This is a genomic window from Caulobacter sp. SRI_008 (assembly GCF_057586355.1).
In genome coordinates, this window is record NZ_JBYCZS010000023.1 from 66,631 (window position 1) to 88,025 (window position 21,395).

26 protein-coding genes and 1 riboswitch are annotated in these 21,395 nt (G+C 70.3%); of the genes, 11 read left to right on the forward strand and 15 right to left on the reverse strand.

From position 1 onward, the window contains the following. On the reverse strand, positions 1-237 hold the full coding sequence (locus tag AC2YHT_RS19430) for a DUF3606 domain-containing protein (protein ID WP_487291557.1): 237 nt from the start codon (positions 235-237) through the stop codon (positions 1-3). A gap of 659 nt (positions 238-896) precedes the next feature. Here AC2YHT_RS19430 and AC2YHT_RS19435 point away from each other — a divergent pair. From AC2YHT_RS19435 to AC2YHT_RS19450, 4 genes are read left to right on the forward strand one after another with little or no spacing between them, the layout of a single operon-like run. Then, positions 897-1,343, forward strand: coding sequence for a Csu type fimbrial protein (locus tag AC2YHT_RS19435; protein WP_255580321.1), 447 nt, complete (start codon positions 897-899; stop codon positions 1,341-1,343). Between the two features lies 1 nt (position 1,344). Then, complete coding sequence (locus AC2YHT_RS19440; protein WP_487291558.1) at positions 1,345-2,052, forward strand: fimbrial biogenesis chaperone; 708 nt, start codon at positions 1,345-1,347, stop codon at positions 2,050-2,052. Further along, entirely contained in the window at positions 2,030-4,426 is a 2,397-nt protein-coding gene (locus AC2YHT_RS19445) for a fimbria/pilus outer membrane usher protein (protein ID WP_487291559.1), read from the forward strand. Before AC2YHT_RS19440 ends, AC2YHT_RS19445 begins: the two co-directional genes overlap by 23 nt. Continuing rightward, entirely contained in the window at positions 4,401-5,396 is a 996-nt protein-coding gene (locus AC2YHT_RS19450; RefSeq protein WP_487291560.1) for a Csu type fimbrial protein, read from the forward strand. The genes AC2YHT_RS19445 and AC2YHT_RS19450 overlap by 26 nt, the downstream gene beginning before the upstream one ends. Here the strand turns inward: AC2YHT_RS19450 and AC2YHT_RS19455 are convergent. The 10 genes from AC2YHT_RS19455 to AC2YHT_RS19500 all read right to left on the reverse strand — a co-directional run bounded on the left by AC2YHT_RS19455 (position 5,386) and on the right by AC2YHT_RS19500 (position 14,732). Next, positions 5,386-5,904: a tyrosine phosphatase family protein gene (locus tag AC2YHT_RS19455; RefSeq protein WP_487291561.1), complete on the reverse strand. Its 519-nt coding sequence runs from the start codon at positions 5,902-5,904 to the stop codon at positions 5,386-5,388. The genes AC2YHT_RS19450 and AC2YHT_RS19455 overlap by 11 nt on opposite strands. Then, positions 5,901-6,659, reverse strand: a complete 759-nt coding sequence (cobS, locus tag AC2YHT_RS19460; RefSeq protein WP_487291562.1) for an adenosylcobinamide-GDP ribazoletransferase — start codon at positions 6,657-6,659, stop codon at positions 5,901-5,903. The genes AC2YHT_RS19455 and cobS overlap by 4 nt, the downstream gene beginning before the upstream one ends. Further along, positions 6,656-7,681, reverse strand: a complete 1,026-nt coding sequence (cobT, locus tag AC2YHT_RS19465) for a nicotinate-nucleotide--dimethylbenzimidazole phosphoribosyltransferase (RefSeq protein WP_487291563.1) — start codon at positions 7,679-7,681, stop codon at positions 6,656-6,658. The genes cobS and cobT overlap by 4 nt, the downstream gene beginning before the upstream one ends. Next, positions 7,678-8,634: an adenosylcobinamide-phosphate synthase CbiB gene (gene cbiB, locus AC2YHT_RS19470; protein ID WP_487291564.1), complete on the reverse strand. Its 957-nt coding sequence runs from the start codon at positions 8,632-8,634 to the stop codon at positions 7,678-7,680. The genes cobT and cbiB overlap by 4 nt, the downstream gene beginning before the upstream one ends. Beyond that, positions 8,627-9,409 (reverse strand): ABC transporter ATP-binding protein, encoded by a 783-nt coding sequence (locus AC2YHT_RS19475; RefSeq protein ID WP_487291565.1) that lies wholly within the window; start codon positions 9,407-9,409, stop codon positions 8,627-8,629. Before AC2YHT_RS19475 ends, cbiB begins: the two co-directional genes overlap by 8 nt. Next, a complete protein-coding gene (locus tag AC2YHT_RS19480) occupies positions 9,406-10,392 on the reverse strand; it encodes a FecCD family ABC transporter permease (protein WP_487291566.1) in 987 nt (328 codons plus the stop codon). Before AC2YHT_RS19480 ends, AC2YHT_RS19475 begins: the two co-directional genes overlap by 4 nt. Beyond that, complete coding sequence (locus AC2YHT_RS19485) at positions 10,389-11,150, reverse strand: ABC transporter substrate-binding protein (RefSeq protein ID WP_487291567.1); 762 nt, start codon at positions 11,148-11,150, stop codon at positions 10,389-10,391. Before AC2YHT_RS19485 ends, AC2YHT_RS19480 begins: the two co-directional genes overlap by 4 nt. Before the next feature lie 80 nt (positions 11,151-11,230). Then, on the reverse strand, positions 11,231-11,836 hold the full coding sequence (cobO, locus tag AC2YHT_RS19490; RefSeq protein ID WP_487291568.1) for a cob(I)yrinic acid a,c-diamide adenosyltransferase: 606 nt from the start codon (positions 11,834-11,836) through the stop codon (positions 11,231-11,233). Further along, complete coding sequence (cobD, locus tag AC2YHT_RS19495) at positions 11,833-12,819, reverse strand: threonine-phosphate decarboxylase CobD (RefSeq protein WP_487291569.1); 987 nt, start codon at positions 12,817-12,819, stop codon at positions 11,833-11,835. Before cobD ends, cobO begins: the two co-directional genes overlap by 4 nt. Next, positions 12,819-14,732: a TonB-dependent receptor plug domain-containing protein gene (locus tag AC2YHT_RS19500; protein ID WP_487291570.1), complete on the reverse strand. Its 1,914-nt coding sequence runs from the start codon at positions 14,730-14,732 to the stop codon at positions 12,819-12,821. The genes cobD and AC2YHT_RS19500 overlap by 1 nt, the downstream gene beginning before the upstream one ends. Before the next feature lie 106 nt (positions 14,733-14,838). Beyond that, positions 14,839-15,039: riboswitch (cobalamin riboswitch) on the reverse strand. Positions 15,040-15,077: 38 nt separating this feature from the next. On the opposite strand from AC2YHT_RS19500, the gene cobU reads away from it, so the two are divergent. Next, positions 15,078-15,593 (forward strand): bifunctional adenosylcobinamide kinase/adenosylcobinamide-phosphate guanylyltransferase, encoded by a 516-nt coding sequence (cobU, locus tag AC2YHT_RS19505; protein WP_487291571.1) that lies wholly within the window; start codon positions 15,078-15,080, stop codon positions 15,591-15,593. Between the two features lie 131 nt (positions 15,594-15,724). Then, positions 15,725-16,081: a response regulator transcription factor gene (locus AC2YHT_RS19510; protein WP_487291572.1), complete on the forward strand. Its 357-nt coding sequence runs from the start codon at positions 15,725-15,727 to the stop codon at positions 16,079-16,081. Here AC2YHT_RS19510 and AC2YHT_RS19515 read toward each other — a convergent pair. From AC2YHT_RS19515 to AC2YHT_RS19530, 4 genes are read right to left on the reverse strand one after another with little or no spacing between them, the layout of a single operon-like run. After that, complete coding sequence (locus tag AC2YHT_RS19515; RefSeq protein ID WP_487291573.1) at positions 16,066-16,206, reverse strand: hypothetical protein; 141 nt, start codon at positions 16,204-16,206, stop codon at positions 16,066-16,068. The two genes, AC2YHT_RS19510 and AC2YHT_RS19515, sit on opposite strands and share 16 nt — an antisense overlap. Before the next feature lie 59 nt (positions 16,207-16,265). Next, entirely contained in the window at positions 16,266-16,910 is a 645-nt protein-coding gene (locus tag AC2YHT_RS19520) for a DUF1190 domain-containing protein (RefSeq protein WP_487291574.1), read from the reverse strand. An 8-nt stretch (positions 16,911-16,918) separates the two neighbouring features. Continuing rightward, positions 16,919-17,332, reverse strand: coding sequence for a DUF350 domain-containing protein (locus AC2YHT_RS19525; protein WP_487291575.1), 414 nt, complete (start codon positions 17,330-17,332; stop codon positions 16,919-16,921). Positions 17,333-17,358: 26 nt separating this feature from the next. Continuing rightward, positions 17,359-17,997: a YjfK family protein gene (locus AC2YHT_RS19530; RefSeq protein ID WP_110118567.1), complete on the reverse strand. Its 639-nt coding sequence runs from the start codon at positions 17,995-17,997 to the stop codon at positions 17,359-17,361. A 143-nt stretch (positions 17,998-18,140) separates the two neighbouring features. Between AC2YHT_RS19530 and AC2YHT_RS19535 the strand changes: the two genes are divergently transcribed. The 5 genes from AC2YHT_RS19535 (at position 18,141) to AC2YHT_RS19555 (ending at position 21,033) form a co-directional block, all read left to right on the forward strand. Continuing rightward, positions 18,141-18,578 (forward strand): YjfI family protein, encoded by a 438-nt coding sequence (locus AC2YHT_RS19535; RefSeq protein WP_110118568.1) that lies wholly within the window; start codon positions 18,141-18,143, stop codon positions 18,576-18,578. Positions 18,579-18,607: 29 nt separating this feature from the next. Beyond that, a complete protein-coding gene (locus tag AC2YHT_RS19540) occupies positions 18,608-19,342 on the forward strand; it encodes a PspA/IM30 family protein (RefSeq protein ID WP_487291576.1) in 735 nt (244 codons plus the stop codon). A 9-nt stretch (positions 19,343-19,351) separates the two neighbouring features. Next, complete coding sequence (locus AC2YHT_RS19545; protein WP_487291577.1) at positions 19,352-20,512, forward strand: glutathionylspermidine synthase family protein; 1,161 nt, start codon at positions 19,352-19,354, stop codon at positions 20,510-20,512. A gap of 168 nt (positions 20,513-20,680) precedes the next feature. Beyond that, complete coding sequence (locus AC2YHT_RS19550; protein WP_198574898.1) at positions 20,681-20,851, forward strand: hypothetical protein; 171 nt, start codon at positions 20,681-20,683, stop codon at positions 20,849-20,851. After that, positions 20,851-21,033 (forward strand): DUF3606 domain-containing protein, encoded by a 183-nt coding sequence (locus tag AC2YHT_RS19555; RefSeq protein WP_110118570.1) that lies wholly within the window; start codon positions 20,851-20,853, stop codon positions 21,031-21,033. The genes AC2YHT_RS19550 and AC2YHT_RS19555 overlap by 1 nt, the downstream gene beginning before the upstream one ends. Positions 21,034-21,395 lie beyond the last annotated feature (362 nt).

Below are 21,395 nucleotides of genomic sequence, written 5' to 3' on the forward strand. Positions count from 1 at the left end.
TCAGCTGTGGCTGCCCAGGTACTTCCGCACTTCCTCGGCCGACACGCCCGCGTGTTCGACGGCGGTGTGCAGCTGTTCCTCGCTGACGCCCAGGGTTTCGGTCCAGTAGCGGACGGTGCGGGGCTCTTCGAGATCGACGGCGTCGCGGTCGGCGGCCGCCGCGCGTTCCTCGGGCTGTTCGGAAAGATCAGGCTTGCGAGCGGGCGGAATGATCTTGGTCGGATCGGCGTCGGGCATGGCGGGCCTCCTGTGACTAGGAAGCCGTAGCGCGGCCGGACGTTCCCTCTCCGGGGACCGCCGCCTCGCCCGCGGGGGCGGGGAGGGCGAAGCGGCGGTCGGGCGGCCGTCTTTGGGGGAGAGGCGAGGCCGCGAGGAGCGGTCGGCGTCGCGGTGAAGCGCCCGACCAACGCCGTCATGCTGCCGGTCTGGCGGCGTCCCGGCTTGGAGGTCGTCTCCGGCTTTTGTCGAAAGCCGGCGCATCCGTTGCAGAGAAAAGCCGAGACCTCCATTTTTCCCTCGTCGGCCAAGTGCGACATGTTGCCTCTGCAACGGGTCCGGACTTTGCGGAAAAGGGCGAAATTCCGTTGTTGCGGCCAAGCTTGCGTAACGGTGGTCGAAAACCGACGTTTTCCTTGCTGACTCAATCTTTCCGCGTCCCGAAAGTGGACTTACCGCCACTTTCGATAGAGGTGTGTATCGAAATTCCCCGGTCGGGCGAGTGAACCTGTGCCGCGGGCCGTCGCACCCGACCCCTAACACGCGTTAATCACTCGGCAATGGCGAGAGCAGCAAGTCTTACGCGAGTGAAAACCTGTTCGAATTTCCAGAAGGGGCGGCCGGACATGAAAAAAATAGCGACTTCAGTTTTCGTCATTGGAACCTTTGCGGTCATGGCGATGTCTGGTTCGGCGACCGCTGCGACGGCGTCGAGTTCCTTTCAGGTCAACTTGACCATCCAGGGCGAATGCAAGGTGCAGTCGGCCTCTAATGTGAGTTTCGGGTCGCGCGGCGTCATCGACGCCAATATCGATACTACCAGCACCATCGGCGTGCAGTGCACCAACTCCACGCCTTACACCGTCGCTCTGAGCGCCGGTGCGGGCACGGGGGCCACGGTGGCCGCGCGCAAGATGACCAGCGCCGCCAACGACACGGTCAGCTACGCCCTCTACCGCGACGCGAGCCGCACCCAGGTCTGGGGCGTCACCCAGAACGTCGACACCCAGGCCGGCACCGGCAACGGGGCCGTGCAGTCCTACACCGCCTATGGCCGCGTCGCGGCCCAGTCCACCCCGGCCGAGGGCGCCTACAGCGACCTCGTCGCGGTGACGATCACCTACTGACATGCGCGCGGTCGCTCTCCTGGCCGGTCTGGCTCTGGCCGCGCTCGGCGGCGCGCAAGCGACCGCCGCGTCGCTGCGCGTCAGCCCGGTGAGCCTGGACCTGCCCGCCGGCCAGAACGCGACCACCCTGACTCTGCAGAACGACGACGCTGCGGCGCTGAACGTCCAGATCCGGGTCTTCCGCTGGACCCAGGCCAACGGCCGCGACGTGCTGGTGCCCGCCACCGGCGTCGTCGTCAGCCCGCCGATCGCCAAGGTCGATCCGGGCGCCAGCCGCACGGTGCGGGTGGTGCGGCTCGACGGCCGTCCGCCGGAGGCCGAGGAATCCTACCGCCTCATCGTCGACGAACTGCCGCCGCCGCTCAGCGAGACCGGCCGGCAGGTCACCTTGCTGATGCGCCATTCCATCCCGCTCTTCTTCGGTTCCGGTCGCGAGCGGCCCAAGATCGAGTGGCGCCTGCGGCCGTCCGAGGACGGCGGCGCGGCCCTCGTCGGGCGCAACACCGGAACCCGTCGCCTGCGCCTGGCCAACCTGCGCATCGGCGACGCCAGCGGCGCGGTCCTTGCCGAACGCAAGGGCCTTGTGGGTTATGTCCTGCCCGGAGCGGAAGTCTCCTGGCCCGCGGGGGCGTTCCAGCCCGCCGCCGGCGTGCGGCTGATCGCCGACACCGACACCGGGCCAATCGATGCGCCGCTCAAGAGCGACTGAAGCGGTCGCCCTCAGTCTCGCCTTCGCCGCCTTGGGAACCTCGGCTTCCGCTCAGGACCTGCCGCTGCCGGATCTGAAGGCTATCGAGACGATGCGTGAAGACCTTCAGCTGGAAGTCTGGATCAACGGACGCAACACCGGTCTGGTGGCCGCCGTCGCGCGCGAGGCCGACGGCCGCCTGGAGATGCGCGCCGACGAGATGCGGGCGGTGGGCCTGACCGCCAGCGGCGTGGGGCTGGTGGATCTGTCCGCGCTCCGCGGGCTGTCGGCGGCTTATGACGACGTCGGCCAGCGGCTGATGGTCAATGCCGACATCGACCTGCTCGCCGTTCAGCGCTTCAACCTGGCCGCCAACCGCGATGCGGCCGGGGCGCCGCGCCAGGACCTGGGCGCGGTGCTCAACTACGTGTTCTCCGCCGACGGCGGCCAAGTCGACGATAGCGATGGCCTGGGGGTGGATTCGCTGGGCCTGGCGCTAGACGGCCGCGTCTTCGGCCGCTTCGGAACCCTCTCCAGCAGCGTGGCGGCCAGCCGCGTCGGCGACACCGGACGGATCGTGCGGCTCGACACGACGTGGTCCTGGTTCGAGCCTCGGCGGATGATGGGGCTGAAGGCCGGCGACTACATCAACGGCGGCTTCGCCTGGACCCGCCCGATCCGCATGGCCGGCTTCCAGCTGCGGCGCGACTTCGCCACCCGCCCCGACATCGTCACCATGCCGTCGCCGCGCCTGGCGACCACCGCCGCCGCGCCCTCGACGCTGGAGCTTTATGTCAACGACACCCGGATCCTCAGCCGGCCGGTGGGCGCCGGCCCGATCGAGATCGACGGCCTGCCGCCGGGCCAGGGCTACAGCGACGTGCGCCTGGTCCTGAACGACGCGGCCGGCCGGCAGGTGGCCGTCAGCGCGCCGTTCTTCGCCACCCCCCTGCTGCTGCGCAAGGGCCTGGCCGATTTCTCGGCCGAGGCCGGCTTCGCCCGCCGCGGCTTCGGCGTCGAGTCCGCCGACTACGCCGGTTCGCCCATCGCCTCGGCCAGCCTGCGCTACGGCGTGCTCGACGCCCTGACGGTGGAGGGTCATGTCGAGGCCGGCGCGGGCCTGATCCAGGGCGGCGGCGGCCTGACGGCCCAGGTCGGCGGCCTGGGCGTGGTGTCGGGCTCGTTCGCCGCCAGCCGGACCGACGACGAGAGCGGCGCGCTGGCGGCCGTGGTCTTCGACAGCCGCTTCGCCGGCTTCTACCTGTCGGGCATGAGCATGCGCGCCACGGCCGGCTATCGCGACCTGGCCGCCGTCACCTCGCGCCCCTCGTTCTACCGCAACTGGAAGATGGGCGGCGACGAGCCGCCGCGCGCCATCGACCAGTTCACCGTCTCGACGCCCCTGCGGCTGGCCCTGCTGATGCGCAAGGGCGAAGCGCCGGTGGCCAGCGCCTCCTACAGCGCCCAGACCGCCGCCGCCGGCCCGCGCCGCCAGGTGTGGAGCGGGTCCCTGCGTCATACCTTCGGCGAACGCCTGACGGCCTATCTCACCGGCTATGTCAGCCGGGGAGAACAGCGCGACACCGGCGCTTTCCTGGGCCTGTCGGTGCCGCTGGGCTCGCGCAGTTCCTCATCGGCCGGCGTGCAGGTCCAGGGCGGCGACACCACGGCCTTCGTCGAGGCCAGCCGGGCCGAGACCCAGGCCGACGGGACCTATGGCTGGCGGGCCCGCATCGAGCAGGGCGCTCACCAGGGCTTCGAGGGGCAGGCGGCCTATCGCGGCCGCAACGCCCGCGTCTCGGCGGCCGCCCAGTACGCCGACGGCGCGGTGCGCGGCCAGCTACAGGTCGACGGCGCGGTGGCCTGGCTCGGCGGCGTCGCGGCGACCACCAACCGTCTCGAGGGCTCGTTCGCCCTGGTCGAGGTCGGCGCCCCCGACGTGCCGGTGCTCTACCAGAACCAGAAGGTTGGCCGCAGCGACCGCAACGGCCGCCTGCTGGTGCGCAATCTCGAGGCCTTCGACGTCAATCGCCTGTCGATCGACAGCCAGGACCTGCCGCTGGAGCTGGAAGCCGCCCAGACCGAGCGCAGCGTGGTCCCGATGGCCAACGGCGGCGCGATCGTCCGCTTCGGCGTCGGCAAGACCCCGCCGGCCGTGCTGCTGACCCTGCATCGTCCGGACGGAAGCTTCGTGCCGCCCGGCGCCGAGGTGATCCGCGCCGGCGTCGCCGAGCGGGTCATCGTCGGCTACGATGGGCAGGCGTTCCTGACCGGGGTGAGCGAAGACGCCGACCTGCGCGTTGTCGTCGAGGATGGAAACGAATGCTTCGCGCGCCTGGTGATCGGCGCCGCCAGCGAGGGAGGCCGGCATGTGGTCGACGCCGTCTGTCGTTAGCCTCTGGCGGGCGCGCCTCGTCGCGCTGGCTGGCCTGCTGGTCGCCGCCTTCGTCTGGTTCGGCGCGCCGTCCTCGGCCCAGGCCGCGGCCAGTTGCACGGCCTCGGTCACCAGCGTCAATCTCGGCTCCACCCTCAGCCCGCTGACGGCGGGGACGGTGGACGCCACGGCCAACCTCAATTTCAGCTGCACCGGGTTGGGATCGCTGCTGAGCTATTCGCTGTGCCCCAATCTCGACGCCGGCTCTGGCGGCGGCAACGCGGGCGGGCAGCGCTACATGGTCGGCCCCGGCGGGGCCACAGTGGCGTTCCAGGTCTACCAGGACGCCGGCCGCACCCAGACCTGGGGATCCTCGTCGCTGCTGGCGTTCGGCGCGGTGCCGACCATCACCGCCAGTCCCGGGACAGGCACCACGATCAACGTCAACCAGACCGTCTATCTGCGGCTGACGACCACGACCACGACCGTCCCCGGCGCCTATTCGACCAGCTTCACGGGGCAGAACTTCTTCTGGGGCCTGAACCTGCTGAGCTGCGCGGGGGTGACGATCGGCTATGCGGTCGTGCCGGCGACCTTCACCTACAGCGCCACCCTGATCCCCGACTGCACGATCTCGACCGGCAATCTCGGCTTCGGAAACGCCGGCGTGCTCAGCGCCGTCAAGGACGCCCAGAGCGCCATGTCGGTGACCTGCACCAAGGACACCCCCTACGCCATCGGGCTGGACAACGGCCAGCAGGGAACCTCGGCCACGGCGCGGCGGATGAAGGCGGGAACCGAGTACGTCACCTACGGCATCTACCATGACGCGGCGCGCGCCTCGCCTTGGGGATCGACGGCCGGCCAGACAGCGGGCGGAACCGGCACGGGCGGCACCCAGCCTCTGACGCTCTACGGCCGCGTGCCGGCCCAGACCACGCCCGCGCCCGCGACCTATGGCGACCAGGTGGTGGCGACGGTCACCTACTGACGAGATCGTTGGCCAGGTTCCAGGCGAAGGCCTCGCCCTCGTAGCAGTCCGCGCCCCGGCCGATCGCCTCGATCGCCGCCGACATCCGTCCCTCGCGCCCCAGCGCCGCATCGGCCAGGGCGACCATCAGCCGATTGGGCGTGGCCGAGGGCGACAGGCGCCGCAGGGCCTGGGCCAGCTCCGCTTCGGCGCGGTCCGGGCGTCGGGCGCAGGCCAGGATGAAGGCCGCCGCCGTCGAGCGGCTGACCCCCGCATAGCAGTGCAGCAGCAGCGGCCGCTCGCCGGTCCAGCCCTCGGCGAAGGCCAGCAGGGCGGCGATGGTTTCCGCGCTGGGCGCCATAAGGCCGGCACGCGGCTCGGCGATGTCGTGGAACGCCAGATACAGCCGTTCCACGCCCTCGACCGGCGACGGCTCGGCGGTTGGCGACAGCAGGCTGACGAGGTGCGAAGGTCGTTGCGCCGCCAGATGCTCGTCCAGCCGGCTCAGCGGGCAGACCGCCAGGATCACGCCAGCACCGCCGCCAGGCCCAGCAGCGCGCCCAGCTCGGCGACCTGCTCGATCCCGCCCAGCACGTCGCCGACATAGCCGCCGATCAGCCGGCGGGCCACCAGGGCCAGAGCGATGGCAAGGATGGCGGCGAGGGTCAGGCCGACCAGGGCGGCGGTCGGCGGAACCAGCAACAACGGCCACAGGCCCAGCAGGGCGGCGACCAGCACCTCGGCCGGCTTCACGCCGTCGGGCGCGGGCTTGTATTTGGCGTCGGCGCGGTCGCTGACGTGGGGCAGGGCGGCCATGGCGGCGACGGCCGCCACGCGTCCGACGCCATGGGCGGCCATCAGGGCCAGGGCGGCGTTCAGGGGCGTCAGCGTCGCGAGCGTCGCAGCCTTGGCGCCCAGCACCACGACCAGGGCCAGGACGCCGTAGGTCCCGACCCGGCTGTCCTTCATGATCTCCAGCCGCCGCTCGCGGGTCTGGCCGCCGCCCAGGCCGTCGGCGGTGTCGGCCAGGCCGTCCTCGTGGAAGCCGCCAGTCAGCAGGAAGCCGGCGCCCAGGGCCAGGATCGCCGGAACCCAGCCGTCCCACCCCTGGCTCGCCCCCAGCAGCACGAGAGCGCTGAGCCCGCCGACCAGCAGACCGACCAGCGGGAAGTAGCGGGCCGAGCGGGTGATCCAGTCGGGCTCGAACTCGCGCAGGGCAGGGGTCGGCAGGCGGGTCAGGAACTGCACCGCGCAGAGCAGCAGCTGGACCTGCCGGCCGATCATCCCAGCACGTCGGCGAGGTCGGCGACCTCGTTCAGCAGGTTGGCAGCCGCCGCCAGCAGGGGGGCGGCGAGCGCTGCGCCGGTGCCTTCGCCCAGCCGCAGGCCAAGATCGAGCAGGGGCCTGGCGTCCAGGGCCGCCAGCATGGCGGCGTGACCCTTCTCGGCCGAGCCGTGGGCGAAGACGCAGTAGTCCAGGGCTTCAGGGACCAGGCGCACGGCCGCCAGGGCCGCCGCGGTGGCGATGAAGCCGTCCACCAGCACGGGCCGCCGGCGCGCGGCCGCGCCCAGCACCGCGCCGGCCATCATGGCGATCTCGCAGCCGCCGAACTCGGATAGCACGGCGAAGGGTTCGGTCGCGTCGCTGCGGGCGGCGGCGCGGGCGATGGCGGCGGCCTTGCGGGCCAGACCGGCCTCGTCGTGGCCCGTGCCCTGGCCGACGCAGGCCTCCAGCGGGGCGGGCGCCAGCCGGTGCATGACCAGGGCTGCTGCGGAGCTGTTGCCGATGCCCATCTCGCCGATGGCCAGCACGTCCGCTTCATCGAGGGCGCGGCCGGCGATCTCGATCCCGCGCGTCAGGGCCAGAGCCGTCTCCTCCGGCGTCAGCGCGGCTTCGCGGGCGGCGTTGCGGGCGCCCAGGCGCACCTTGGCGTCGATCAGGTCGGGATGGGCCGGCAGCGCGGCGGCGACGCCGGCGTCCACCACCTTCACCGACACGCCCGTGGCCCTGGCGAAGGCGTTGACGCTGGAGCGGCCGATCAGGAACAGGCCGACCATCGCCACGGTGACGCTCGACGGATAGCTGGAGACGCCTTCTTCGGTCAGGCCATGGTCGCCGGCGAATACCAGCAACGCCGTGCGGGCGGCGCGGGGCGAGAGGTTCCCCTCGATCAGGCCCAGTTGCACGGCCAGGTCCTCGATCCGGCCCAGCGACCCCGGCGGCTTGGCCTTGCCGTCCAGCTTGGCGCGCAAGCTCGCTTCCAGGGCGCGGTCGACGGCGGGGATGGCGGGGGGCGTGAAGGTCATTGCACAAGTCTCCAGCCGGCGGCGCAGGCCAGGGCGACCAGCAGCCACAGCAGGGCGCAGGACCGGCGGTAGATCCGCAGGCCCCGGCGCAAGTCGGTCAGGTCGGGCGCGCGGCCGTCGCCGAAGCTCGGGCGCTCCGTCGTCTCGCCATCATAGCGCGCGGCGCCGCCCAGCTTGACGCCCAGGGCCCCGGCCATGGCGGCTTCCGGCCAGCCGGCGTTGGGCGAGGCGTGCTTCTTGGCGTCGCGGCGCATGACGTCCCAGCCCTTCCAGCCCGCGCCCAGGCAGATCAGCAGGCCGGCGAGACGCGCGGGGACGAAGTTCATCACATCGTCGGTTCGGGCCGCCGCCCAGCCGAACGAGCGCCAGCGCGGCTCCATGTGGCCGATCTGGCTGTCGGCGGTGTTCACCGCCTTGTAGGCGAAGAGACCCGGCAGGCCGAACAGGGTCAGCCACGAGGCGGGAGCCACGACCCCGTCGTTGAAGCTCTCGGCCAGGCTTTCCAGCGCCGCCGCCGTGATCCCGTGCAGGTCCAGCTCCTCGACGTCGCGCCCGACGATCCGGCCGACCGAGATGCGGGCGGCGGGCAGGTCGCCGGCCTCCAGCGGGTCGAGCACGGCCATCACGTGCTGGTGCAGGCTGCGCTGGGCCAGGCCCAAAGTGGCGAGCAGCGCCACCGCCAGGGTCGCCAGCAGGCCGCTGTCGAACATCGACTCCAGCGCGCCGCCGATCAGCACCGCGCCGAGGACCAGCAGCGCCACGCTCACGACGCCCAGCTCTCGCCGCCGCAGTTCCGAGGTCTCCGGCCGGTTCCAGCGCCGCTCCAGAGTGTCGATGGCCTTGCCGACCCAGGTGACCGGATGGGGGATGGCCGCGTGCAGGCTCGCCGGATAGCCGATCAGGGCCTCGATCACGAGGGCCAGCGGAGGGGCGAGCAGCAGCGGTTCAGCCATGGCGTCCGACCAGTTCGATCAGCGGGCCGGTCTGGCCCTCCACCACCCTTGCCGTGACTCCGTAGGCCCTGGCCAGGACATCCGGGGTCAGGGCCTCGCGCGGCGGGCCGTCGGCGATCAGCTTGCCGTCCACCAGCACCAGCACCCGGTCGGCCAGGCGCGCGGCCACGGCCAGGTCGTGCAGGGTCATGACCACGCCCTGGCCGTCCTTGGCGGCGAAGTCGCGCATCAGGTCAACGGCGTCCAGCTGGTGGCCGGGATCCAGGCCCGCCAGCGGCTCGTCGGCCAGCAGCCACGACGGCTCGCCGGCCAGCACCCGGGCGAACAGGGCGCGGCCGCGCTCGCCACCCGACAGGCTCTTGACCTCGCGCCGGGCCAGATCTTCGAGATGGGTCTGCTTCAGGGCCTTGGCCACGGCCAGGTGGTCAGCTTCGGAGAGACCCCGCGCGCCGCTGTGCGGCGTGCGGCCAAGGCCCACCAGGGTCTCGACGTCGACGGCCCAGGCCACTTCCGGCGTCTGCGGCAGGAAGCCGATGCGCCGCGCCCGCTCGCGATGCGTCAGCGAAGCCAGGGGCGCGCCGCCCAGGGTCACGCTACCGGCGTCTGGCTTGCGCAGACCCGCCAGGCAGGCCAGCAGGGTCGACTTGCCTGCGCCGTTGGGACCGACCACGGCGGTCACCTCGCCGGGGCGGAACTGCGCGCTGACGCCCTGCAGCACCGGGCGGCCGCCCAGGGCGACGGTAAGGTTCTCGGCGGAAAGCGTGGCTGCGGTCATGCAAGCCTCCGGCGCATGGTGATCAGAAGAGCCAGGAAGAACGGCCCGCCGACGGCGGCGGTGGCCACGCCCAGCCGCATCTCGGCCGCGGACGGGGTCAGGCGCACCATGATGTCGGCCGCCAGCACCAGGGCCGAGCCGGCCAGGGCCGACGGCACGAGCAGGGCGCCTGGCCGGTGTCCGACCAGCGGCCGCACCAGGTGGGGGGCGATCAGGCCGACGAAGCCGATCAGGCCCGTGACGGCCACGCTCGCCCCGGAAGCCACGCCGACGCCGACGGCCAGCAGCACCCGCACCGCCGACAGGTTGACGCCGAGGGCCGCGGCGCCGGTCTCGCCCAGGGTCAGGGCGTCGAGCGAACGGGGCAGGGTCAGCAGCACGGCCAGGCCCGCCACGATCAGCGGCACGGCCAGCCGCACCTCGTCGACGCTGCGGTCGGCCAGGGAGCCAAGCAGCCAGCTAATGATCTCCTGCGCGGCCCAAGGGTTCGGCGCCAGCGACAGAGCCAGCGCCACGCCGGCGCTGGCTACGGTGTTGAGGATCACCCCGGCCAGCAGGAAGGTCACCGTGCCGCCGGTAGTGCCGGCCAGGGCCAGCATCAGTCCCACGCCGATCGCCGCGCCCAGCACCGCGCAGGCCGGCAGCAGCCAGGTCGCGGTGAAGGCCAGGCCCAGATAGAGGCTCATCACCGCCCCCAGCGCCGCCATCGACGACACGCCAAGCACGCCCGGATCGGCCAGCGGGTTGCGGGTGTAGCCCTGCATGGCCGCGCCCGACATGCCCAGCGCCGCGCCGATGGCCACGGCCAGCACGGTGCGCGGCAGGCGCAGTTCGAAGATGATCGCCCAGCGCGGGTCCGAGCGGTCGACCCAGGCGCTCCACGGCGCCCAGACGCGGCCGCTCATCAGCGACAGCCCGAAGAGGACCGCCACGGCCAGCAGCAGGCCGGCGATCAGCAGCCAGGTTCGGCGGTTATGGCTCATGCTCGGGCCTTCAGGGCGTTGCGGCGGGCGGCCGCCAGGGTCGCGGCGGTGTGGATCAGGGTCGGGCCGCCGCAATAGAGCAGCCGCTCGGGGAAGGTCTCGCGGGTCATGCGATGGCTCACCTTGGCGAGGGCTGGGTGGTTGAGCATCCGTTCGGCCCAGGTCGGGGCGTCGGGACGGGCCTGTCCGGCCAGCAGCACCTGCGGCGGATCGGCCAGCAGCCGCTCCAGCGGGACATTGCCCCACTTCTTCAGGCCGTAGCGGCTGGCGACGTTCTTGAAACCGGTGCGGGTCAGCATCTCGTCGACCAGCGTGCCTTCGCCGGCCGCGAAGCCGTTGGGCTGGAAGACCAGGGCCTCCAGCGGCCTGGAGCCCGGCGGCGGGGCGGCGGCTGCCAGGGCCTGGTCGATGCGGGCGATCAGAGCTTCACCGCGCTCGGGATGACCGGCGGCGGCGGCGATGCGGCGGATGTCTTCCTGGTTCTCGGCCCAGCTGTTGGGCACCTTGAAGAGCTCGGCCCGCACGCCCAGCCTCTTGAGAGCCGCGCGGGTGGCCGGCGAGGAGTGGGCCGCGCTCAGCACCACGTCGGGCCTAAGCGCGATCACCTCCTCGGCGCTTTCGTAGGTCATCGGATAGGACTTGGCCCGCTCGGCGATGCTCGATTGCTGCGGATCGCGGGCGTAGTGGCTGAGCGCCGCGATCTGGTCGCGGTCGGCGACTTCGACCAGCACGCCGTCGAGGCAGGGATTGAGCGACACGAGGCGCGGCTTCTTCGGCGCGCCGGCGCCGAGGCCGACGGCAAGGCTAGCCCCCAGAGCGACCCGCCTGCTGAAACCAGTCAAAACTCCACCCCGCGCTGGGCCTTGAAGCCCTGCTCGAACGGATGCTTGACCAGGGTCATCTCGGTGACCAGGTCGGCGATTTCCAGCAGTTGCGGCTTGGCGTTGCGGCCGGTCAGGCAGACGTGCTTGTCGTTGGGACGGGCCTTCAGCGTCTCCACCACCTCGTCGATGTCGAGATAGTCGTAGCGCAGGGCGATGTTGATCTCGTCCAGCAGCACGAAGTCGAGCGTCGGATCGGCGATCATCGCCTTGCTCTCTTCCCACGCGGCCTTGGCCGCGGCCACGTCGCGCTCGCGGTCCTGGGTGTCCCAGGTGAAGCCCTCGCCCATGACGCGGTAGCGCACTTGGTCGGGAAAGCGGCTGAAGAACAGGCGTTCGCCAGTCTTCCACTTGCCCTTGATGAACTGCACCACGCCCACCTGCATGCCCCAGCCCAGCGAGCGGGCGACCATGCCGAAGCCGGCCGAGGACTTGCCCTTGCCGTCGCCGGTGTGGACCAGCAGCAGACCCTTCTCCAGGGTCTTCGATTTCATCAGCTCTTCACGCTCGGCCTTGAGGGCGCGCATCGCCTCGGCGTGCTGCTCGTTGGCGTTGTCGCTCATCGCGGGGTCTCCAGGGCGGCGGCCAGGCGCGCCCAGTCGGCGTCGAATCCAGGCAGGCCAAAGCGTAGCAGGCTCGGGTCGTGATCGAAGGGCCGCGTCAGGATTCCGGCGCGCGCCAGGGTCTCGAAGCGAACGGCTGCGTCGGCCGCGCGGGTCAGGCGGAACAGGCTGGTCCCGCCGACCACCTCGAAACCGGCACCTACCAACAGGGCGTCCAGCCGCGCGGCGTCGTCGGCCAGGCTGGCGCGCGTGGCGTTCGCCCAGGCGGTGTCGGGATAGGCCGCCAGGCCCGCGGCCAGGGCCGGGGCGGAGAGGGGCCATTCGCCCAGAGTCTCGCGCAGGCGCCTGGCGAGCGCCGGCCGGGCGATCACGAAGCCCAACCGCAGTCCGGCCAGACCGTAGAACTTGCCGAACGAGCGCAGCACGATCAGCCGCTCATGGTCCGGCGCGCCGGCGAACGGGGCGACCGACAGCGACGGCTCGCACTCGACGAAGGCCTCGTCGACTACCGCGCCGCGCTGGCCCAGCGCCAGCACCGCCTCGGGCGCCAGGCTGCGGCCGTCGGGATTGTTGGGGTTCACCACGACGCAGAGGTCGGCCTCGTCCGGGTCGGCCACGACCTCGGAACCGACGCGCCGCCAGGCGAGCGGGTGGCTGGAATAGGTGGGAACCGGCAGGCTCACGCGGCCGCGCGGCAGGATCTTGGGCAAGAGACGGATCGCCGTCTCGCTGCCGGGCACGGCGACGACCCGGGCGGGGTCCTCGACACCGAAGGCCTGGGCGGCCACGGCCTCCAGCCGCGCCAGGTCGGCTGGATCGGGCAGGCGGCCCCAGTCCTCGAAGGCCTGGGGCGGAACCGGATAGGGGCGGGGATTGATCCCCGTCGACAGGTCCAGCCACGGCGCGGGCGCATCCGGAAAACGCGCCCGCGCCGCCGCCAGGCGGCCGCCGTGTCCGGAAAGGGACGACGGCGAACCGCTCATCAGAACTTCGCCCGGACGCCGGCGAAGGCGCCGCGGCCCACCGAGCCGTAGCGGTAGATGGTCTCGTATTCCTTGTCGAAGAGGTTTTCGACGCGGCCGAACACCTCGAAGGTGTCGTTCAGCGGATAGGCGGCCCGCAGGTCGAAGAGGGCGTAGCTCTTCAGGCGGCGGGTGTTGGTGGCGTTGTCGTAGCTCTCGCCCACGTACTGCACCGAGACGCCCGTGGTCAGGCCGCTCTTCCAGTCGTAGTCGGCGTTCAGGTTGGCCGTCTCGCCGGCGCGGCGCGGAAGGCGCTTGCCGTTGTTGGTGGCCGAACGGTTAATCGGGTCCATGTTGGTGTAGTTCGCCGTCACCTTCAGCGACGAGGTCACCTCGATGGTGGTCTCCAGCTCCACGCCGCTGGTCTCCGTCTTGGCGAAGTTGGCGTAGCCGCCGTAGTTGGGCGGGGTGTTGTTGGAGACGTAGTCGATCTGGTTGGTGATGTCGCGGTGGAACCAGGTCAGGCCCGCGCGCACGCGGCCGTTCAGCACGCTGTGCTCGACGCCCAGGTCGACGCTTTCCGACTCCTCGGGATTCAGGTTCGCATCGCCGTAGATGCTGTAGAGCTGGTACAGCGACGGGGCCTTGAAGCCCTCGCCGTAGTTGGCGCGGAACACCGTGACGCCGCCGTTGGGCGAATAGGACGCGCCGGCCTGATAGACCGTGGCGTCGCCGAAGGCCGAGTGGTCCTCCCGGCGCACGCCGCCCGTCAGGGTCAGGCCCTCGACCGGCTGGGCGCGCAGGTGCAGGTACAGGCTGTCGGTGCGCGCGGCGTGGCTGTCGGGCGTCGGGTTCGGTTCCCATTCCGATGGCGAGGCGGTGCGGAACCACGAGCGCTCGGTCTCGGCCCCGAAGGTCGCGCGGAGGATCTCGCTGACCTGCCAGGTGCCCTGGTACTCGAAGCGCTTGTTGGTGCCGCGGGCGTCGAAGGTCTTGGGGACCGACGAGCTGGGATCGAAGTTGTCGCGGTCGGTCTGGGTGTAGCCGAAGCCGAGGCGATTTTTCAGCGCGCCGTCGAAGGCGCTCAGGCGCACGCCGGCGTAGCTGACCAGTTCCTTGGTCTTGCCGTATTCGGGGCTGTCGGCGAAGGCGTAGAGCGGGGCGGGGAAGCCGTCGAATTCGTTCTTCGAGGCGGCGTAGGACGTGCGCAGGTCGACGGTGGCCCAGTCGGTGACGTTCAGGTCCAGGCGGCCGCTGACGCCCGCGTTGCGGTAGCCGTCCTTCTCCTTGCCGCCGTACGACTTGCCGAAGGCCGAGACGCCGTCGGTGGTGTAGTAGGCGCCGGCGATCCGCCAGCCGCCCCAGTCGCCGCCGGCGCTGAGCGCGGCGTTGCCGTAGGCGGTGTCGCGCGAGCCGACCTCGGTCGCCAACTGGGTGGTGAGCGGGCCGCTGGGCGTGGCGGTCAGCAGGTTGACGACGCCGCCGATGGCCTGGCTGCCCCACAGGGTCGACTGCGAGCCGCGCAGCACCTCGATGCGGTTGACGTTGCCGGCCAGCAGGGTGGCGAAGTTGTAGCCGCCGCCGGTCGAGGACGGATCGTTCAGCTTGACGCCGTCGATCAGCACCACGGTCTGGTCGGTCTCGGCGCCGCGGATGCGCAGCTGGGTCGTGCCGCCGACGCCGCCGTTGCGAGTGACGGTGACGCCCGGCGTGCGCGACAGCAGGTCGGAGATCACGACGGCCTGGGCCTTCTTCAGGGCCTCGGCGTCGATCACCGTCATGCTGGTCGAGACTTCCGACAGCTTTTCGGGCTCGCGACCGGCGGTGACCACCACCTGATCGACTTCGGCCACGGCCGTATCGGCGAAAGCCAGGCCAGGCAGGGCCAGGGCGGGAACTGCGGCCATCAGGGCCAGCAGGGAAACAGGGCGCATGTCATTCCTCCGTGCGCGACAAGAAGGAGCGTGTTCTCGTGAACACGCCCGGACCGAAGCGTCGCCATGCGGGAAGACCCGATCGTACGGCGCACCCCGGCCGGACGAAGGACGACCGCGACAGGCAGGTCTCCTGGCTCGCGGGTCATCGTTGCTGCGCGTCGCCTTCCCAGCTCTCTTCCGAAGAACAGACCCAGTGGCATGTGACGCGCGAACTCGCCGCTTACAGTTGCGGGGGCAGCCCGGGTTTCACACCCGAGTTCCCTTTTCATCCTCTTTGGGAGGAACCTGTCGCGCCGGCTGGACTATAGGGTGCGCCGCACACCGTCAATCTGGAGTTCCCCGTTGTCACTGACCCTGGTTCTAGGCGGCGCGCGTTCGGGTAAGAGCGCCTTCGCGCAAGGAGCGGCCGAGGCGAGGGCCGCCGCGGTCGGCGTCCGACCGGTCATGATCGTCACCGCCCAGGCCTTCGACGCCGAGATGGAGGCGCGCATCGCCCGCCACCGGGCCGATCGCGGAGAGGCCTGGACCACCCTGGAGGCGCCCTTCGATCTCGTGTCCGCCTTGCGCGGCCTGCCGCCGGGCGGCGTGGCGGTGGTCGACTGCCTGACCCTTTGGTTGACCAATCTCATGCTGGCGGAAAAAGATCTCTCGACCGAAGCGGCAGCGCTGGTCGCGGCGGCTTCGGCCTTCGACGGCGAGCTCTGGCTGGTGTCCAACGAGGTCGGCTGGGGCGTCGTGCCCGACAACGCCTTGGCTCGCAGGTTCCGCGACGAGGCCGGGCGGCTGCATCAGGCCCTGGCGGCCGCCGCCAACGCCGTCGAACTGGTCGTCGCCGGACTAAGCCTGCGGATGAAGTGATTCCCGATGCTCTCGCCCCGATTGCTCAACTTTCGGCGATGCGACGATTGCGCACGCAGACACCGGGCGCGCAGGCATGGTTAAGACCTATTTACACATTCGAGTTCACTTAATTCGACGGGCGGGCTGCCATGCGACGGATCCTCATCGCCGAAGACGACATGCTGCTTGGCGGCGTCTACGAGGTCCTGCTGGAAGAGGCGGGGTTCGAGGTGCTGTGGAGCCGTGACGGCCAGGAAGCGCTGGAAGCCTTCGACGCCTTCGCGCCCGACCTGCTGATCACCGACAACGCCATGCCGCGCATGACCGGCGCCGAGCTGATCCGTTCGCTCGAAGGGCGGGGGACGCCGGTGCTGATGGTCTCGGCCAGCGATCCGAGCGTGCTGCAGGTCGAGCCCGACCAGTGGCTCGAAAAGCCGGTGACGCCGGCTCGCCTGCTGTCGGCCGTGCGCGCCATGCAGCGCGCGGGCGTTCAGGCCGCGGCCTGAAGTCCCACCGCCACGGCGGTCGCGAACAGTCCCAGACCCAGACCCCAGGCGGCGCAGAAGGCCAGGGTGGGGTGGCGCTGCCACCAGCGCGGCTGGGGAACCCCCGTGATGGTCTTGTCGGTCATGCGGTCGCCTCGCGTGGTCGTCGAAGACCCAACGCGAGACGCCCCGCCTTCAGTTCCGTCTAGCCGCCGAAGCCGCGCGAACCGCCGCCGAAGCCGCCGCGCGAAATGACGCTGCTGCGGCTCTGCACGCGGCTCGGCGCCTCGTAGCGCGACGGGGCGTCGAAGCTGTCGGTGCGCACCCGGCTGCGGCCGGTCAGGTAGTCGCGCGACACTGGATAGCCCGAGCCGCTGTAATAGGTGCCGTCGCGGTCGCGATACATCGGCGCGCCGCGATAGCCGCGGTTGCTCATGCCTTCCAGCGCCTGGCCGATGATGAAGCCGGTCAGCAGCGGGGTGAAGAAGCTGCCGCCGCCGTTGGCCTGGCTGCGCGGCACGCACTGGTCGACGCCGTAACGCTCCTCGCAGCTCTGCTGGTCGGAGAACTTCGGCGCGTTCTCGGCGCTGGCCTTCTGGGCCTCGTCATAGGCTGTCTGGCACTGGTCGGCCGTGAAGTCGCCCGAGGCCTTGCACTCGTCGAGATTGGCGAAGCTGGAGGCGTCGACCTTCTTGCCCGAGACGGCCGCGGGGGGATCGCCCCACTGGGTGGCCGAGCCGGGATCGTCGCACGCGACCAGGGTGAAGGCCGAGCCGGCCATCAGGCCCGTCAGCGCGACGGCGCTCGAGCGCTTGCGGCGGCGGGACGGGGCGGGGGAATGGGCGTTCATGTCCGGCCTCACGAGGTCATGCAGGCGGCGTTCAGCAGGCCGACGGCCAGCGAGATCGAGGCCAGGTAGACGCCGGCGGCGACCTCGGCCTTCTCGATCCGGTCGATCAGGTCCTTGAGCACCGTGAACCGCACCAGGGTGAAGGCGGCGATCTGGATGACGGCGGCCAGCAGGGCCCAGGCGGCGAACTCCAGCAGGCTGACGGTGTGGCTGAGCGCGGAAGCCAGCGGCAGCACGTAGCCGACCACGGCGCCGCCCAGGGCGATGGCCGCGGCGACGTTGCCCTCGCGGATCAGCTTGGCCTCGTTGTAGGGCGTCACCGCCTGGTAGACGATCTTGAAGATCACCGTGAACACGCCGGCGGCGACGAAAGCCACCAGGAAGGCCAGGGCGCTTTCGCCGAAGGCTTGGACGTCGAACATCTCTAGTTTCCCCTATGGACCGTGGTTCAGGCGCGGAATTCGCCGACTTCGAGCGGCACGCCGATCATGGTTTCGAACGAGACCTCGCGGTCCTCGGTCTCCATCTCGATGGCCAGCAGCAGTTCGCGCCCCTCGCCCGGCAGGTCGCGGGCGAACAGCATGCAGGTCTGGAAGATCCGCCGGTCCGGGATCCCGTCCCGGTCGTCGTGCAGGTCTTCCCAGAAGGTCACGGGCTCCTGGCTCTCGGCCTCCTCGCCGAACCAGAAGCGGTGGTATTCGGGCAGGCCGGCGGGCGTGAAGGTCCGGGCGCGCAGGCGCTTGCCCCAGGCGTCGCGATCGGCGCGGCTGCCCGGATAGGCGCTGTCCCAGGGGACGAACAGGGTGACGTCGGTCAGGCGCTGGCCCTCGCGGTCGTCGGAGACCGCCTGAAACATCACGTGGTCGTCGGTGTAGAACCGGTGCACGAAGCCGCCGTCCTTCAGGTCCACCAGGCCCTGGGCGGTGATTTCCAGCGTGTCGTGGTCGAGCGGGAACTTGCTGTCGGCGCCGAAGCGCTTCCAGGCCAGAGGGTCCAGCCAGACGGTCCGCCCCAGCGTCACGTTGCGGATGGCGGGCAGGGCCGACTCGGGAGCGGGCTCCTTGCGGCCGAATAAGCGACTGAACATGGCTGGTCCCTGAAAGAACGCTCCCTCATGTACGGCGCCAGCCTGCGCTGTAAAAGGGGCCATGCTCGCTCTCGACGACTGGCCTTCGGTCTCCCATCTTGTATGAAACGGCCAAGATGGCCCGCGAAGAGGATGACGACCCGATGAGTCAGACGCCCTGGACTGTCCGCTCCCTGAAGGCGGCCCTGGACGAAGCGCCCGGCGTGGGCGCCGACGAGCTGAGCGTGCGGGTGCTGGAAGGCTCCGACCCGATCCTGCTGGTCACCATGCACTGGCAGGGCGACCTCGAGATCTATGTCAGCGTCAGCGACCAGCAGATCGCCGCCTCGGCTCTGCTGTGGCCCGTCGACGAGCAGGAAGACCGCCACGCCTTCAATGAATTCCTGCTGAAGGCCCAGAAGCTGGTGCCGCTGTCGAACTTCGGCATCAGCGCCGTCGGCGGCCGCGACTACTACGAGCTGTTCGGCGAGCTTTCGACCACGACCTCGATCGAGGATATCGTCATCGAGCTGCGCACCCTCGCCGAAAACGCCATCGAGGCCGCCTCGGACCTGCGTACTTCGTTCTCCACCGCCGCCTGACCCTAACCGAAATTTCCCGGAGCCCTCCGATGTCCATCTGGCGCAAGCTGTTCACCCTGGGTCGCGCCGGCGCGCACGAAGCCACGTCCGCCGTCGTCGACGCCAACGCCATCCGCATCCTCGACCAGGAGATTCGCGACGCCGACACGGCCCAGGCCAAGGCGCGCGACAACCTGGCCACCCTGGTCGCCCGCCGGCGCATCCAGGAGAACGACGTCAAGAGCCTGCGCGAGCAGGTCGCCAAGTACGAGAACTCGGCCCGCGCCGCCGTCACCAAGGGCGACATGGACCTGGCCCGCCAGGTGGCCCAGCGCATCGCCGACCTCGAAAGCGACATCGCGCTGAAGGAGCCCCAGATCGGCGGCATGCGCGAGGCCGAGGACCAGCTCCACACCGCCATCGCCGCCACCGACCGCCGCATCGACACGCTCAAGCGCGAAGTCGAGGTCGTGAAGGTCAACGAGTCGGTGCAGCGCGCCCAGGCCGCCGTCACCGCCCGCGGCGCGGGCGCCGGCGCGTCCCTCGGCTCGGCCGCCGACAGCCTGGCGCGCATCAAGGAGCGCCAGATGGTCCGCGGCGAGAAGATCAAGGCCGCCGGCGAACTGGAAGACCGCCGCACCGGCGCGGATCTCGACGAGAAGCTGCGCGTGGCCGGCATCCTGCCCGGCCAGTCGTCGGCCGACGACATCCTGGCCCGCCTAGCCCCGGCCGCTCCGCCTCTGCAGATCGAGCAGAAGTCCACCGACGGTTCGAAGACCGAATAGAGACCCCGCGTGCGCCGTCTTTCCCTGACCCCGCGCCCAGACTGGCGCGAGAAGGCCGAAGCCGTCGGCTTCGTCTACCACCACACCGGCGGACAGGCCTATTGGGACGAGGGGACGGCGTACGCCTTCACCCTGCGCGAGATCGAGGAGGACCTGGAGCCGGCCGCGGGCCAGCTTCATGACCTGTGTCTCGATCTCGTCGACGAAGCGGTCGCCAGCGAAGAGCTTCTCGAGAAGCTGGCGATCCCGCCCGAGCACTGGGACTTTGTCGCCGCCTCCTGGCGCGCCAAGGAGCCGTCCCTCTACGGACGGTTCGACTTCGGCTATGACGGCTCCGCGCCGCCCAAGCTCTACGAGTACAACGCCGACACCCCCACCAGCCTGTTCGAGGCCGCCACCTTCCAGTGGCTGTGGCTCGAGGACCTGCTGGCGCAAGGCGCGCTGCCGGCCGGGACCGACCAGTTCAACAGCCTGTTCGAGGCCATGCGCGAGCGCTTCGGCGTGCTGTTCCCCAAGGGCGGCTTCGTGCACTTCGCCAGCGACGCCGACGCCGTCGAGGACCGCCAGACGGTGCGCTTCCTCGAAGACCTGGCCACCCAGGCCGGTCTGGATCCCAAGTTCGTGGCCATGGACGCCATCGGTCTGAACGAGGAGGGCCAGTTCGTCGACACCGACGGCTACCTGCTGCAGGCGGCGTTCAAGCTCTATCCCTGGGAAGACATGCTGCGCGAGCCCTACGCGGCCAACCTCACGACGGCGAAGGTCCGCTGGCTGGAGCCGCCGTGGAAGGCGATCCTGTCCAACAAGGCGATCCTCCCGCTGCTGTGGGAGCGCCACAAGGGCCACCCCAACCTGCTGGAGGCCTATTTCGAGGACGACCCGGCCGCCGCCAGCCTCGGCGCGAACTATGTGCGCAAGCCGCTGTTCTCGCGCGAGGGGGCCAATGTCGAGATCGTCGGGGCGGGCGCCGAGCCGGTGCTCGACCAGGGCTACGGAGCCGAGGGCGCGATCGTCCAGGCCTTCCACCCGCCGCCCAGCTTCGACGGCAGGCATCCGGTGGTCGGCGCCTGGATCGTCGGGGCCGAGCCCGTGGGCATGGGCATCCGCGAGGACGACAGCCAGGTCACCAAGAACCTCGCGCGCTTCGTGCCGCACATCATCGAGGGGTGAGGTCTCTGGGAGTGGGGACTGACTTTTCCCCGTAAAATCCCCGCGAAAGCGGGGACCCAGGCTTTTTCTGAAACGCGCGGCGCTTGACGATAAAACCCCTGGGTCCCCGCTTTCGCGGGGATTTTACGGTTTAGGGACAAGGTCCAGACCCGTGCTAGGCTCCCCCAAATGAGCGACTCCAACGACGACGGCCCGCCGGGCGAGACCCCGATCCAGCGCGCCCTGCGACTCAAGCAGGCGGCGCTGGCCGCTCGTCCCAAGCCGCCGCGCGGCGGTCGCTTCCAACGTGAGCAGGCCAACCGTATCGCGGCCGGCTCCTCCAAGCCGTGGAACAGCTGATGGCCGGTCTCAAGGACAAGCGTGGCTTCATCGACAAGGAGCGCCTCGACCTCTCCGAGCGCCAGGCCGTCGAATATTGGATGAAGCGCTGGGGCGTCACCCGCGACCAGCTGACCGCCGCCCACCGCAAGGTCGGCAAGATGACCAAGGACATCGCCGCCGAGCTCGGCAAGAAGCGCTGAGCGGGCAGGGCGCTCGCCCCCCGCTCGCCTCATGAGTCCGTCCCGCGACTCCCGCTGTGCGATCACAATCCAAATCGACGACGCGCGGTGGTCGTCCGCCAGTCCCGAAAAGGCGGCGTGATTGTCCGTGTGGCGACGTTTCGTGCCTTTGAAATGGCGAGCGCCGTCAAACTGCGATCAAGACAACGTTGTCATAGCAATGATTTGCTGAATTCTTGGCAAAACTGCGGGAACGCAAAGCGCAGGTGGACGCGTTCTTGGCCAAAATGCTAGGGAGGCCACGGATATTGCACTGCGGGATTCAAGAACGCGGTCATGTTCCAGGGCGAGACGACCCCGATAGAGGGCGCGGCCTTTTTTCA

Coding starts and splice junctions, on each gene's coding strand:
- AC2YHT_RS19430 (WP_487291557.1), bottom strand. CDS start 237: ATGCCCGACGCCGATCCGACCAAGATCATTCCGCCCGCTCGCAAGCCT.
- AC2YHT_RS19435 (WP_255580321.1), top strand. CDS start 897: ATGTCTGGTTCGGCGACCGCTGCGACGGCGTCGAGTTCCTTTCAGGTC.
- AC2YHT_RS19440 (WP_487291558.1), top strand. CDS start 1,345: ATGCGCGCGGTCGCTCTCCTGGCCGGTCTGGCTCTGGCCGCGCTCGGC.
- AC2YHT_RS19445 (WP_487291559.1), top strand. CDS start 2,030: ATGCGCCGCTCAAGAGCGACTGAAGCGGTCGCCCTCAGTCTCGCCTTC.
- AC2YHT_RS19450 (WP_487291560.1), top strand. CDS start 4,401: ATGTGGTCGACGCCGTCTGTCGTTAGCCTCTGGCGGGCGCGCCTCGTC.
- cobS (WP_487291562.1), bottom strand. CDS start 6,659: ATGATCGGCCGGCAGGTCCAGCTGCTGCTCTGCGCGGTGCAGTTCCTG.
- cobT (WP_487291563.1), bottom strand. CDS start 7,681: ATGACCTTCACGCCCCCCGCCATCCCCGCCGTCGACCGCGCCCTGGAA.
- cbiB (WP_487291564.1), bottom strand. CDS start 8,634: ATGGCTGAACCGCTGCTGCTCGCCCCTCCGCTGGCCCTCGTGATCGAG.
- AC2YHT_RS19475 (WP_487291565.1), bottom strand. CDS start 9,409: ATGACCGCAGCCACGCTTTCCGCCGAGAACCTTACCGTCGCCCTGGGC.
- AC2YHT_RS19480 (WP_487291566.1), bottom strand. CDS start 10,392: ATGAGCCATAACCGCCGAACCTGGCTGCTGATCGCCGGCCTGCTGCTG.
- cobO (WP_487291568.1), bottom strand. CDS start 11,836: ATGAGCGACAACGCCAACGAGCAGCACGCCGAGGCGATGCGCGCCCTC.
- cobD (WP_487291569.1), bottom strand. CDS start 12,819: ATGAGCGGTTCGCCGTCGTCCCTTTCCGGACACGGCGGCCGCCTGGCG.
- AC2YHT_RS19500 (WP_487291570.1), bottom strand. CDS start 14,732: ATGCGCCCTGTTTCCCTGCTGGCCCTGATGGCCGCAGTTCCCGCCCTG.
- AC2YHT_RS19510 (WP_487291572.1), top strand. CDS start 15,725: ATGCGACGGATCCTCATCGCCGAAGACGACATGCTGCTTGGCGGCGTC.
- AC2YHT_RS19515 (WP_487291573.1), bottom strand. CDS start 16,206: ATGACCGACAAGACCATCACGGGGGTTCCCCAGCCGCGCTGGTGGCAG.
- AC2YHT_RS19520 (WP_487291574.1), bottom strand. CDS start 16,910: ATGAACGCCCATTCCCCCGCCCCGTCCCGCCGCCGCAAGCGCTCGAGC.
- AC2YHT_RS19525 (WP_487291575.1), bottom strand. CDS start 17,332: ATGTTCGACGTCCAAGCCTTCGGCGAAAGCGCCCTGGCCTTCCTGGTG.
- AC2YHT_RS19530 (WP_110118567.1), bottom strand. CDS start 17,997: ATGTTCAGTCGCTTATTCGGCCGCAAGGAGCCCGCTCCCGAGTCGGCC.
- AC2YHT_RS19535 (WP_110118568.1), top strand. CDS start 18,141: ATGAGTCAGACGCCCTGGACTGTCCGCTCCCTGAAGGCGGCCCTGGAC.
- AC2YHT_RS19540 (WP_487291576.1), top strand. CDS start 18,608: ATGTCCATCTGGCGCAAGCTGTTCACCCTGGGTCGCGCCGGCGCGCAC.
- AC2YHT_RS19550 (WP_198574898.1), top strand. CDS start 20,681: ATGAGCGACTCCAACGACGACGGCCCGCCGGGCGAGACCCCGATCCAG.
- AC2YHT_RS19555 (WP_110118570.1), top strand. CDS start 20,851: ATGGCCGGTCTCAAGGACAAGCGTGGCTTCATCGACAAGGAGCGCCTC.